The 12,266-nt window shown below is 46.0% G+C and carries 12 protein-coding genes; 9 read left to right on the forward strand and 3 right to left on the reverse strand.

All coding sequences use genetic code 11. The features are described from left to right. The first annotated feature begins 7 nt into the window (after window positions 1-7). The 3 genes from AAH944_RS02695 (at window position 8) to AAH944_RS02705 (ending at window position 3,136) form a co-directional block, all read left to right on the forward strand. Window positions 8-772, forward strand: coding sequence for a TPM domain-containing protein (locus tag AAH944_RS02695; RefSeq protein ID WP_415536250.1), 765 nt, complete (start codon window positions 8-10; stop codon window positions 770-772). Window positions 773-843: 71 nt separating this feature from the next. Beyond that, a complete protein-coding gene (cysK, locus tag AAH944_RS02700; protein WP_415536252.1) occupies window positions 844-1,764 on the forward strand; it encodes a cysteine synthase A in 921 nt (306 codons plus the stop codon). Between the two features lie 88 nt (window positions 1,765-1,852). Then, window positions 1,853-3,136, forward strand: a complete 1,284-nt coding sequence (locus AAH944_RS02705) for a homocysteine synthase (RefSeq protein WP_415536254.1) — start codon at window positions 1,853-1,855, stop codon at window positions 3,134-3,136. Between the two features lie 198 nt (window positions 3,137-3,334). Here AAH944_RS02705 and AAH944_RS02710 read toward each other — a convergent pair whose 3' ends face one another. Then, the gene (locus AAH944_RS02710) at window positions 3,335-4,255 is read right to left on the reverse strand and encodes a selenium metabolism-associated LysR family transcriptional regulator (RefSeq protein ID WP_415536256.1); all 921 of its coding nucleotides are present in this window, start codon (window positions 4,253-4,255) and stop codon (window positions 3,335-3,337) included. 236 nt (window positions 4,256-4,491) lie between these two features. Here AAH944_RS02710 and AAH944_RS02715 point away from each other — a divergent pair, with 236 nt between their 5' ends. From AAH944_RS02715 to AAH944_RS02740, 6 genes are all read left to right on the forward strand, one after another. Beyond that, the gene (locus AAH944_RS02715; protein ID WP_415536258.1) at window positions 4,492-5,256 is read left to right on the forward strand and encodes an acyl-CoA dehydratase activase; all 765 of its coding nucleotides are present in this window, start codon (window positions 4,492-4,494) and stop codon (window positions 5,254-5,256) included. Between the two features lie 19 nt (window positions 5,257-5,275). After that, entirely contained in the window at window positions 5,276-6,418 is a 1,143-nt protein-coding gene (locus tag AAH944_RS02720) for a double-cubane-cluster-containing anaerobic reductase (protein ID WP_415536260.1), read from the forward strand. Window positions 6,419-6,615: 197 nt separating this feature from the next. Beyond that, window positions 6,616-6,882: a metal-sensing transcriptional repressor gene (locus tag AAH944_RS02725; RefSeq protein ID WP_415536262.1), complete on the forward strand. Its 267-nt coding sequence runs from the start codon at window positions 6,616-6,618 to the stop codon at window positions 6,880-6,882. A 94-nt stretch (window positions 6,883-6,976) separates the two neighbouring features. After that, on the forward strand, window positions 6,977-9,223 hold the full coding sequence (locus AAH944_RS02730; protein ID WP_415536264.1) for a heavy metal translocating P-type ATPase: 2,247 nt from the start codon (window positions 6,977-6,979) through the stop codon (window positions 9,221-9,223). Window positions 9,224-9,263: 40 nt separating this feature from the next. Beyond that, complete coding sequence (locus tag AAH944_RS02735) at window positions 9,264-9,479, forward strand: heavy-metal-associated domain-containing protein (protein ID WP_415536266.1); 216 nt, start codon at window positions 9,264-9,266, stop codon at window positions 9,477-9,479. A 79-nt stretch (window positions 9,480-9,558) separates the two neighbouring features. Next, entirely contained in the window at window positions 9,559-10,329 is a 771-nt protein-coding gene (locus AAH944_RS02740; RefSeq protein ID WP_415536268.1) for a ThiF family adenylyltransferase, read from the forward strand. Between the two features lie 134 nt (window positions 10,330-10,463). Here AAH944_RS02740 and arsS read toward each other — a convergent pair whose 3' ends face one another. Then, entirely contained in the window at window positions 10,464-11,471 is a 1,008-nt protein-coding gene (arsS, locus tag AAH944_RS02745; protein WP_415536270.1) for an arsenosugar biosynthesis radical SAM (seleno)protein ArsS, read from the reverse strand. 17 nt (window positions 11,472-11,488) lie between these two features. Continuing rightward, window positions 11,489-11,821 (reverse strand): arsenosugar biosynthesis-associated peroxidase-like protein, encoded by a 333-nt coding sequence (locus AAH944_RS02750; RefSeq protein ID WP_415536272.1) that lies wholly within the window; start codon window positions 11,819-11,821, stop codon window positions 11,489-11,491. Window positions 11,822-12,266 lie beyond the last annotated feature (445 nt).

The raw sequence follows: 12,266 nt of genomic DNA on the forward strand, positions 1-12,266 counted from the left end.
GACAGAAATGACAAAGAAACTCCTTTCCGTATTCCTGGCTGTGTTTTTACTGACGGCAGGGGTTTGCCCTTCTCTGCTGGCATTGACACTGCCGGCCAAGCCGGCAGCGGATATTTATGTACAGGATTATGCCGGTATGCTGGCAGATACAACAAAACAGGAAATTCTCAGAATTGCCGCTACTCTGCATGAAAAAACCTCGGCTCAAATCGCCGTTGTGACGGTGGATTCCCTGGAAGGCAGCACGGTTGAGGAGTATGCCAATAAACTGTTTCGGGCCTGGGGCATTGGAGATCAGGAAAAAGACAACGGTGTATTGTTCCTGATCAGCAAAGAGGACCGGGAGCGAAGAATCGAAGTGGGCTATGGTCTGGAAGGTAGGATTAATGATGCCAAAGCTGGTCGTTTTCTGGACCAGTCTACACCGTACTTCCAGGATGGGGATCACGACGGCGGCGTCTATCTGGTATTTAATCTCCTGGTCGCTGAGGTCTGCGAGGAGTATGGTATTGATGACCTGGGGGCATCGGAGGAATTAGCAGCTGAAGAATCATCAGGATTTGATTATGACTGGATCATCATCCTAATTGTGTTCATTGTCATCATTTACCTTAACAGTCGCAACAGAGGCAAACGGAGCGGCAATTTCCGCGGTCCTTTCGGGGGAGGATTCGGAGGCGGATTTGGAGGAGGCTCTTCCGGCGGTGGTTTTGGTGGTGGCGGGTTCGGAGGCGGTTCTTCTGGGGGCGGTGGATCGTCCCGGGGGTGGTAGTGAAGTGTACTAAAAGTGTTCAAACAAAGATCATATGAAATATTGTTAGCATGGGTAAGGGGGTGCATAAAATGGGAAAGATTTATAACGGCTTGACGGAACTTATCGGCGGCACGCCGCTGGTAAGACTTCATCATATCTCTGCCGGAATCAATGCGGAGGTAATTGCGAAGATTGAATCGTTCAATCCTGGTGGTAGCATCAAGGACAGGATTGCTTTGAATATGATTTTGGATGCCGAGAAAAAAGGCCTCATGACAAAGGATTCGGTGATCATTGAACCGACCAGTGGTAATACCGGCATTGGCTTGGCTTTTGTTGCAGCGGCCAAAGGGTACCGGTTGATCCTGACCATGCCGGAAACAATGAGTGTAGAGAGGCGGAAGCTGCTTCAGGCTTACGGTGCTGAAGTCATCCTGACGCCAGGTTCGGAAGGGATGACAGGTTCAATTAAAAAAGCAGCGGAGTTGGCCCGGGAAATCCCAGGATCCTTTATTCCCCAGCAGTTTGAAAATCAGGCCAACCCTCAAATTCATCGGGAGACGACGGCTGAGGAAATCTGGGCCGATACAGATGGCAAAATAGACATTCTGGTTGCCGGAGTTGGAACAGGAGGCACGCTTACAGGTATAGGAGAAGTTCTGAAGGTGCGTAAACCTGAACTAAAGGTGATCGCAGTGGAACCTCAAGGCTCTCCGGTCCTCTCAGGGGGCAGACCGGGTTCCCACAACCTTCAGGGAATTGGAGCAGGGTTTGTTCCCGGAGTTTTAAACCTTGACCTCATTGATGAAATATTCCAGGTGACGGATCAGGAAGCGTATCGGACGGGACGAGAACTGGTGAAAAAAGAGGGAATGTTGGTCGGCATTTCTGCCGGTGCAGCCGCTTTTGCTGCCCTGGAAGTTGCCAAACGTCCGGAAAATGAAAGGAAAATGATTGTAGTCATTTTCCCGGATACTGGTGAAAGGTATATCAGTACTGAAATGTTTTAGGATAAATAAAAAATAGAAAATAATTGCAAATTTAAAAAACATATGAACATATGAACATATATAAAATATCTAAGGAGAGAAACCATTTATGAGCAAAAATAACTGGAAATTTGATACGTTGCAGGTTCATGCCGGTCAGGTGTCTGATCCTACAACAGGTTCAAGGGCCGTGCCCATTTATCAGACAACTTCGTATGTATTTAAAGATACGGATCATGCGGCCAAATTATTCAGTCTGGAGGAGTCCGGCAATATCTATACGCGGATGATGAATCCGACGACAGATGTCCTGGAAAAGAGGATTGCAGCGTTGGAGGGCGGAGCTGCTGCAATTGCGACAGCATCCGGATCGGCCGCTGTCACGTACGCGATCTTAAATATTGCCGGAGCTGGAGATGAGATCGTGTCTGCCAATACATTGTATGGCGGAACCTATAATTTGTTTTCAACTACGTTAGCCAGACTTGGTTTAAAAACCACGTTTGTAAATCCTGATGAGCTGGAGAATTTCCGGACTGCCATCACCGAAAAAACAAAAGCGGTCTATATTGAAGCCCTTGGCAATCCGGGTATCAATATTGTCGATATTGAGGCTGTGGCCCAAATCGCGCATGAAAATGGTATCCCGCTGATTATCGATAGCACATTTGCATCACCTTACCTTCTCAAACCGATTGAATTCGGCGCGGATATTGTTGTGCATTCCGCAACGAAGTTTATCGGCGGACATGGTACGACAATCGGGGGACTGATCATCGATTCCGGAAAATTTGACTGGTCGGCAAGCGGCAAGTTCCAGGGGATGACCGAGCCTGATCCGAGCTATCATGGCCTAAAATACTTTGAATCACTTGGGCCACTGGCCTATATTTCCAAGATACAGTTGCAGCTGCTCCGGGATACGGGAGCAACAATCAGCCCGTTTAATTCGTTCCTTTTGCTTCAGGGCCTTGAGACTTTGTCGCTTCGGGTTAGACAGCATGTAGAGAATACCAGAAAAGTCGTTAATTTCCTCCAGAGTCATCCCTGTGTCTCCTGGGTCAATTACCCCGAACTTGAAGGAAACAAATACCATGACTTAGCTAAAAAATACTTTCCGAAAGGAACCGGTTCGATTTTTACCTTTGGGATTAAGGGCGGTATCGACGAAGGCAAAAGCTTTATCAATAACCTGGAGCTGTTCTCTTTGCTCGCGAATGTTGCCGATGCTAAATCTCTTGTCATTCATCCGGCCAGCACGACCCATGCCCAGCTGTCTGAACAAGAACAGCTTGCTTCCGGCGTAACGCCGGATATGATCAGACTGTCCATCGGCATTGAGGATGCCGAAGACATTATTGCCGATTTGAAGCAGGCACTTGATAAAATTTAAGTGAGCCATAAAGTATTATGTATGTATACGGGACGTAATCTAACCGCTCTTCGGCAAATAGCGCCCTTCTGGCGCTATTTAGCCCCGCTTCACATCCATGTTACGCTTGGGCGCGGTTAGATTATATCCCGTTTATATTTTTAGAAGTGATAGATGGTTTCCAGGGTCATAAATTTTTATGCAGTCTAAAATGCCAAGTTAGTCAGGCAAAGATGCATATTGATTCGAAACAAGACCGGCTGATTTCAGGCAGAAGTGAATAAAAGTTTCTGCCCAGGGAGACAGGGTTCTTTTTTTATGGTGGGCAAAATAGAACATTCTTTTCTCGGGCAGTTCAGCAAGTTCATAGGCATTGATCTGTCTACTTTTGACATAATCCAGAGCGGCTATGCCTGAAATAATTGAGATGCCAATTCCTTCCTTGACACTTTCTTTAAGAGCTTCAAGGTTGTCGCAGTAGCCGGCAACCTGTAAGTCAGAAAGCGTAATGCCTGATGTATGCAGCATTTGGACGATATTTGCATGGGTACCCGAATCTGACTTCCGAAAAATAAAAGGGTAATCTACCAATTCAGTGATGGAAATATGATTGTTTAAACGAATGCTGATGGGTGTGATTAAGACCAGCTTTTCTTGCAGAAAAGGAATAAAAGTCAACTGATCCTCATGGTATTGTTTACCCAGCACGCCGATTTCGACATCCCCGTTCAACAGCTTGGCTGCAACAATTTCCGAACCGCTCTGGTTAAGGACAAATTGAATTCCTTTATACTCCCCTAAGAATTTGGCCAATAAAGTTGGAATTGCATATTTAGCCGGAACACTGCTGGCCGCAATATGTAGATGGCCGTCAATTTTTGCAGTCCAGCCTTTCATTTCCCATAGCGCCCTGTCTTTTACATTGAGTATTTCCCTGGCCCATGGATATAATTTCTCCCCAAAAGGTGTTAAGACAATTTCCTTTCCAAGCCGGTCAAACAGTTTTTGACCAAAGTAGTGCTCCAGATTGCTTATATGCGTACTGACCGTCGACTGGCTTAAAAAAAGACTTTGGGCAGCCTTAGAAAAGCTGTTTTTTTCCGCTACTTGTGTAAAAATCTCCAATTGATGCAATAACATAAAAAAAATTCACTCCCTGCAGATAGGATAGGCTGTTAGTCTTTGCTTTATCCGTTAGTCCGTTAAACGTTAATGATTTTATATTATCGTTATTATCGATAGATAGCAATCCTATTTGAAGATAAAAAGTATTTCAAGAAAGATCTGATGCTTGCTATAATAAAGTAATTTAAAAGCTTAAAGCAGAGGGAATTAATGCTTAATCAATTATTGAAAAGGTATGCTGGAGGCCCGAAATGAAATGGACAGTGGGTATCGACATCGGGTCCGTATCAACCAAAGCAGTTCTTTTTAATGGAGAACAGGTTGATTCAAAAATTATTCCGAGCGGCTGGAGCCCTTCCCAGGCAGGGCAGGAGGTTCTGGAGCGTCTGCTGAAGCCGCAGGAACTGACCCGTGATGATATTAGCTTGCTTGTCGGTACAGGCTATGGCCGTATTCAACAAGGAATGTTTGATAAAACGTTTAGTGAGATTACCTGCCATGCCCGCGGTGTACATTATCTGTTACCGGAAGCCTGCGGGCTGATTGATATCGGCGGTCAGGACAGCAAGGTGATTGGCTTTGGCGAAAAGGGCAAAGTTGAAGACTTTGTGCTGAACGACAAATGCGCGGCCGGGACCGGAAGGTTTCTGCAAGTAACCGCCCAAACACTGGGTCTGGAGGTTTCGCAGTTATCCGATCTCGCCAAAGATGCCGATCCGGCTGACATTAACAGTATGTGCGCGGTATTTGCCGAATCAGAAATGATTGGCTTGCTGGCGCAGGGCATTACTATCGAAAGTATTGTCGCCGGTTTGTTAAAGTCCATAGCGAAACGCATCAGCGTGATGGCTGGGAAAATCCATTTTCAGGATACCGTTGCTTTTTGCGGCGGGGTAGCTCAGAACCAGGTGCTTAAAGACCTGCTTAGTCAGGAAATAGGATGCAGGCTGGCTGTGCCGCCGAGCCCTCAGGCTGTAGGGGCTTTGGGAGCTGCAATCCTGGGCTATGAATTATAAAAGAGGAGGAACAAGAAAAATGCGAGCTCAAACAATGGCTTACTTCGACCAGCTGATCCCTAGTGGGATGGTCATGGCCAAGGAGGCCAAGGAACAAGGCAGAAATGTAGTAGGGTATTATTGTGTATTTTCCCCGATAGAACTTATCGAGGCTGCAGGGGCAGTGCCAGTTGGGCTTTGTGCAACCAAACAGGAACCGATAGCCGAGGCGGAAAAAGTACTGCCGCGTAATCTCTGTCCACTGGTCAAATCCAGTTACGGCTTTGCTGTAAGCGGCAAATGTCCCTTTTTTCATTTTGCAGATATCGTCCTGGCCGAAACGACCTGTGACGGCAAGAAAAAAATGTACGAGCTGCTGGCGGAGCATAAACCGATGATCGTGCTGGATATTCCGAATAGCTCCAATCTGGAAGACAGACAGGTCCATTGGGTCAAACAAATTTACCGAGCCAAGGATTATTTTGAAAAGAATTTAGATGTCAAGATCAGCAAAGAAAAACTTGCTGAGGTCATCAGGACCTACAACGAGGAAAGAAAGCTCTTAATGGAACTGGTTAGTCTCAATAAACTGCATCCAACTCCAATTTCAGGTACAGACCTGCTGAAAGTGCTGTGGGGAAGAAGCTTCCAGTTCAAACGCGATGAATACACTGCCAAGGTTAAGGAATTGATTGCTGAACTAAAAGAAATGACAGCAAAAGGTGAAGGTGCTTCCCAATCTTCCAGCAAACGGATACTCATTACAGGCTGTCCGACGGGTACCGGACAGGAAAAAGTCATGCAGGTTATTGAAGAAGCAGGCGGAGCGATTGTGCTGCAAGAGTCCTGCAGCGGCATTAAAGGTCTGGTTGATCTTGTATCTGAGGAAATGGATCCGTTCGAAGCCCTGGCTGAAAAATACAGCAAGATCCCGTGCTCCTGTAGTTCGCCGAATACCGGTCGCTTTGAACTGCTAAGCAGGCTCGTTGAAGAATACAACGTTGACGGGGTTGTAGATATCACCCTCCAGGCCTGTCATACGTACAATATTGAGTCTTATTCGATCAAGGAACATTTGAAAAAGAACCATAATATCCCGCTTCTGCAGATTGAAACAGACTACAGCGATGCTGACCGCCAGCAAATCAAACTCAGAGTCGACGCATTTCTGGAAATGCTGTAGAATACCAAATTCTCTTCAATTGCTGCTAATTAATGAAACCCACTTTCTCCTGCGAACATAGATCATCTAACATCGCAGGAGAAAGTGGGTTTTTGGTATTAAGGTAAAACCAACACAACACGGTTGACTTATTATGATCGGCATATTATGATTACCTTATCCCCTCCCCCACAGGGAGGGGATAAGGAGGTAATTAATTGAACACCCAAAAAAAACAAGCCCTTCAGGCTTTAAAAACAGCTCAGGGCCAAATTGAAGCGACAATTAAGATGATTGAAGAGGGAAGGTATTGCGTCGATGTATCAAATCAAATCCTTGCGACACAATCTCTCTTGAAAAAAGCAAATTTGCTGATCCTGAAACAGCATATGGACCACTGTGTAACCGAAGCTTTCGAACAGGGTAACGGCAGGGAAAAAATTGATGAGATCATGGCAATCCTGGCAAAGGTGACCAATAAATAAAGGCCAATAAATACAAAATAAATACAATAGGTAATAAATTTGACAAAAAAATAGATAATTATATGAGGGTTAGATCACTGAAAAGAGGTATACGATGATGGAAAAGTCGCTGAAAATAGAAGGGATGACCTGCACATCTTGCGCAAAGGCTGTCGAAAGAGCCGTACGGAAACTGCAGGGCGTTGAAGAGGCCAATGTTAATTTTGCCACAGAGAAATTAAGCATCCGCTATGAACCCTCCCTGCTGCGTGTTTCAGATATCAAAAAGACCGTTGAAAAAGCCGGATACAGCGCTCTGGAAGAAGCAAAGATTGATGAAGACAAAGAAAAAAAAGAAAGGGAAAGAAAAGCTCTCTGGCGGAGGTTTGTGCTGTCCGCTATCTTTACGGCTCCGCTTCTAAGTATTACGATGGGACATATGTTTGGCAGTGCTGTTGGCTTTCATTTGCCGGAAATGATTGATCCGATGATGAATCCTTTAAACTTCGCCCTTATCCAGCTGATTCTTGTTCTGCCTGTGGTGATCGCAGGCTATAAGTTCTTTACCATTGGGTTAAAAACACTGCTCAAGGGAAGTCCGAATATGGATTCGCTCATTGCAATGGGTACTTCGGTAGGGTTCATTTACGGAGTTTTTGCAGTCTTTCAGATTTTTAGGGGAAATACAGAATATGCGAATCATCTGTACTTTGAAGCAGCAGGTGTGATTTTGACACTGATTACACTGGGCAAATATCTGGAATCTGTAACGAAGGGCAAGACGTCGGAAACGATTAAAAAGTTGATGGGGCTTGCACCAAAAACAGCCATCATTATCCGGGATGGGAAAGAAATTGAGATCCCGATCGAAGAAGTGGAGACGGGAGATATCATCTTTGTAAAGCCTGGAGAGAAAATGCCTGTTGACGGCAATGTCGTTGAAGGGAGCACGTCCGTGGATGAATCCATGCTGACAGGAGAAAGCATTCCGGTAGAAAAGAATCCCGGGGATGCGATCATCGGGGCCAGCATTAATAAAAACGGAACCATCAAATATGTGGCAACCCGAATCGGTAAAGATACGGCCCTCGCGCAGATCATCAAATTGGTTGAGGAAGCACAGGGCTCCAAAGCGCCGATCGCAAAGCTGGCCGACGTGATTTCCGGTTACTTTGTACCGGCGGTGATGGGAATCGCTCTGCTCTCGGCTTTAGGATGGTATTTTATTGGTGGGCAGTCCGCGGTCTTTGCACTGACTATTTTTATCTCGGTACTCGTTATCGCCTGCCCCTGTGCTCTGGGGCTGGCCACACCAACCGCGATCATGGTCGGAACAGGCAAAGGCGCCGAATATGGGGTCTTGATCAAGAGCGGAGTAGCCTTAGAAACGACACATAAAATTAATACCATCGTTTTTGATAAAACGGGTACGATCACAGAAGGGAAACCTAAGGTCACAGACGTTATTACCGCGGCTGGGATCAGTCCAAACGATCTGCTGCAGCTTGCCGCCTCTGCCGAAAAAGGGTCGGAGCATCCGCTTGGAGAAGCGATTGTCAGGGAGGCTGAGGATAAGAAGCTTAGCTTTAAGAAACCAGATGTGTTCAAGGCAATTCCCGGTCAGGGGATCGAAGTACAGATCGAAAACAGAGCTATGTTGCTTGGCAACAAAAAGATGATGGGCGAAAGGAAAATATCTCTTCTTCACTTCGAGGGAACCTCGGATCAATTGGCCAGAGAAGGCAAGACTCCGATGTATATTGTGATCGACAACACTTTAGCTGGAATTATCGCTGTAGCCGATACGGTCAAAGAAAACAGCAGTAGGGCGATTGAGATCCTCCACAAAATGAATATTGAAGTTGTCATGATTACCGGTGACAACCAAAGAACGGCCGAGGCTATCGCCAAATTGGTCGGAATCGATAGAACGCTGGCTGAAGTCCTGCCTCAGGATAAGGCAAACGAAGTGAAAAAGCTCCAACAGGAAGGCAGGAAGGTCGCCATGGTCGGCGACGGTATCAACGACGCTCCGGCCCTCGCCCAAGCAGATATCGGGATAGCGATCGGCTCAGGTACGGACGTCGCGATGGAATCCGCGGATATTGTCCTGATGCGAAGTGATCTGCTTGACGTTTCGGCTGCAATCCAGTTAAGTAAAAACACAATTAGAAATATTAAACAAAACTTATTTTGGGCATTTGGTTACAATATCCTTGGAATTCCAATCGCTATGGGAATTCTGTATATCTTTGGAGGCCCCCTGCTGAATCCTGCTATTGCTGCCGCTGCCATGAGCTTCAGCTCGGTGTCGGTATTGCTGAATGCGCTCAGGTTAAAAGGATTCAAGCCTGTAAAATAAAGATCTATTACAAATCAATCATTACGAGAGAGGCAACATTATGAAAAAGAAAATTGAGATCGAAGGCATGAGCTGCAGCCATTGCGTCAATCATGTCAAAGAAGCTTTGAGTGAACTTGCGGGTGTAACAGGTGTCGATGTCAATTTGGACGCGAAGACGGCTGTGTTGGAAGGGACCGATGATATTCAGGAGGGAGCCATTAAACTGGCAATCGAGGATGTCGGTTACGAAGTGGTTGGAATCATGGATCTTTAAAATCAACAGTAAGTTTTCCTGTGATTCCCGCGTTGGATACAGGTACAGATGGAAAATAGTATTTTTACAAGGAGTCATTATGCAAAATCAGTTTTCGCGGACGGAATTGTTGACTGGACAGGAAGGCCTGTCAAAGCTTCAGAACAGCAAAGTGACTATTTTCGGGTTGGGCGGGGTAGGCTCCTATACGGCCGAAGCTCTGGCCAGGGCCGGTATAGGCGCTTTTAAGCTTGTTGATTTTGATGAAATTTGCCTGACAAACATCAACCGGCAGCTTCATGCGCTGCATTCGACGATTGGCAAGTCTAAAGTGGATGTAATGAAACAAAGGATGCTGGATATCAATCCCAAAGCCAAAATAGAAACCTTCCAGTCCTTTTATCAGGAGGAAGGTGCCGAAGGCTTCTTTACCGAGAAACCGGACTATGTGGTTGATGCAATTGATACGGTCAAAAGCAAAGTGAGTCTGGCCAAAGAATGTCGCCGTAGAGGAATTCTGCTCATTTCCTGCATGGGGGCCGGCAATCGTTTCGATGCGCTCAGTTTCCGTGTTGCTGATATATCCAAGACCAGCGGCTGCCCGTTAGCCAAAGCGGTGCGCAAACTTCTGAGGAAGGAAGGAATTACGGAAGGATTCAAAGTTGTTTTCTCTCCTGAGCCGGCCCTGAAGCCGCTGGAGCAGGAAAATAGCTGCGCGTCCAATTGTATTTGCCCCAGCGGTGATGCTCACTGTTCCCTGAAAAGTCAGATTCCCGGCAGTATTTCTTACGTTCCGTCCGTGGCTGGTCTGCTGATGGCTGGGGAAGTTGTCCGGGATATTCTCGGGAATGCTATTTGTGGTCATCCCTAACCTGGTTGTAAAAGGGTTCTGCGAATCAATTGATCCGACGATAGCTTCTTTGAGAAACGCCTTGCATTTCTGGAAGGGGAAGCAGGTGCGATCGCCTGTGCATTGAAATGCACTGGAAACAATCTAAGATCTCATTAGGCGACTGCGCCGCCGCAGCTGGAACCGCTGCCGGCCGTACAGGCGTAGCAATGGTTATTGATGCGGATTTCACGTTTCTTAAAATCTGCCGGGGAAAATCTGGAGATATGCCTGGGGTTGCACGCCAGCCCCAGCATTTGATTAAAATCGCAGTCATAGGCGTATCCGTCCCAACTTACGGAAATTTGATTCCGGCACATCAGATTGTTCAGGGTAGATGCATTAAATGTATTGGCCAGTCTTTCCATATATTGCTGCAAATTGCCTGATGTTTGCAAGAAGGTTAAAAATCTGCCAACCGGAAAATTGGCCATAGCAAATAATTTATGAAAAGAGACCTCATACTGACTGAGAAGGACCCGGCGGTAGTCTGCTTCGAGTGACTGCTGTGCTGCAGGAAGAAAAGCACCACCCGGATTATAAACCAAATTGAGTTTTAAATGACTGTTTTCTTTACCGTAACCAAGTTTATTTAAGTTTGATAACACCTGAATCGATTTTTGGAAAACCCCGCTGCCTCGTTGGCGGTCGGCGTCCTTTTCGCTGTAGTAAGGCAGGGAAGAAATCAGCTCGACCTGATGCGCGGCAAAAAATTCAGGTAAATGAGCATATTCAGGCTGGTCCAACAACGTCAGGTTCGTCCTCAACATGATATGGTACTTCAATTGTGCTGCTTCCCGAATCAGCCAGCATAAATTCGGATTGAGTTCCGGAGCACCGCCGGTAACATCCAGAACTTTGATATCATTGTCTGACATGACCTGAAAACAGGCAGCCATGGTTTCCTTTGACATCGACTCGGTTCGATGAGGGCCAGCCTCCACATGGCAGTGTTTGCATCCTAAATTGCAGACCTTGCCGGTATTGACTTGCATGGTTTCGATTGTCGAACAGCTTAATAAGGGATAAGTATTGACTTCTTTGACTTTTTCGGCAAACGGTTTAATTGTATCCAGGCTTTCCAAACATAAGAGCTGGGCGTTTTGATGATCTGTCAATTTCATTATGTCGCATGCTCCTCTCAGAATTTCAGCTTGCTCACAATATTCTTTGCCTGCACACCATGCACCAGCGTAGCACCGCCGCGGATTGCTGCAGCAACATGGATGGCTTCTGTGATTTGGGCCTCATTGGAACCTTTTTCGAGGGCATCTTTGGTATAGGAGTCAATGCAGTAGGGGCATTGGACAGCATGGGCGACTGCTAGGGCAATCAAGGATTTTTCTCGCGCACTCAGTGTGCCGTCCTGAAAAACAGAGCCATAATAAGCCATGAATTTTTGCCAGAGGTCGGGAACTTCTTCGCCCATTGTTGAAAATTTGGCTAAATCAGCTGGATTATAATAAGTTTCCATAGTCGATTCTCCTCGTATAATATTTTTACTATTGTTGTAACAAAACAATGAAAGCTTGGCCATAAACAGTTTTGTGCGGTGTCGATAGCAACCACCGATTGCGGACACCCTGTGAATAGGCAAATTGCAGCGCCTCCAGCCCGCCGCCAACACCAACATATAGCACAGTGTCTCGGGGATTCAGTTCACCAAAATGCACAGTGGTTTCACAGCCGTATTTATCTGCGATTCCAGGGCCGTTTCCTTGTACAAATCATGGGTGGTTTCTAAGTAACTCATTTTCATTTCTCCTTCTGTAATAATCAAACATCAACAACAAATTTTAGCTTTATTGTCTTACAAGTATTTTAATGCAAGAAACGTACCAATATCCGGATCGGTATAATTTGTCTGAAATAAACGATAGAATATGCATATTTGCAAACTGAGATCGCTTTTTCCAAAT

It is taken from the genome of Dehalobacter sp. CP (assembly GCF_047652685.1).
In the GTDB taxonomy this organism is placed as follows: Bacteria; Bacillota; Desulfitobacteriia; order Desulfitobacteriales; family Syntrophobotulaceae; genus Dehalobacter.

Bases quoted from the DNA above. Each gene is read 5' to 3' on its own strand.
- AAH944_RS02695 (WP_415536250.1), top strand. From the start codon at position 8: ATGACAAAGAAACTCCTTTCCGTATTCCTGGCTGTGTTTTTACTGACG.
- cysK (WP_415536252.1), top strand. From the start codon at position 844: ATGGGAAAGATTTATAACGGCTTGACGGAACTTATCGGCGGCACGCCG.
- AAH944_RS02705 (WP_415536254.1), top strand. From the start codon at position 1,853: ATGAGCAAAAATAACTGGAAATTTGATACGTTGCAGGTTCATGCCGGT.
- AAH944_RS02710 (WP_415536256.1), bottom strand. From the start codon at position 4,255: ATGTTATTGCATCAATTGGAGATTTTTACACAAGTAGCGGAAAAAAAC.
- AAH944_RS02715 (WP_415536258.1), top strand. From the start codon at position 4,492: ATGAAATGGACAGTGGGTATCGACATCGGGTCCGTATCAACCAAAGCA.
- AAH944_RS02720 (WP_415536260.1), top strand. From the start codon at position 5,276: ATGCGAGCTCAAACAATGGCTTACTTCGACCAGCTGATCCCTAGTGGG.
- AAH944_RS02730 (WP_415536264.1), top strand. From the start codon at position 6,977: ATGATGGAAAAGTCGCTGAAAATAGAAGGGATGACCTGCACATCTTGC.
- AAH944_RS02735 (WP_415536266.1), top strand. From the start codon at position 9,264: ATGAAAAAGAAAATTGAGATCGAAGGCATGAGCTGCAGCCATTGCGTC.
- AAH944_RS02740 (WP_415536268.1), top strand. From the start codon at position 9,559: ATGCAAAATCAGTTTTCGCGGACGGAATTGTTGACTGGACAGGAAGGC.
- arsS (WP_415536270.1), bottom strand. From the start codon at position 11,471: ATGAAATTGACAGATCATCAAAACGCCCAGCTCTTATGTTTGGAAAGC.
- AAH944_RS02750 (WP_415536272.1), bottom strand. From the start codon at position 11,821: ATGGAAACTTATTATAATCCAGCTGATTTAGCCAAATTTTCAACAATG.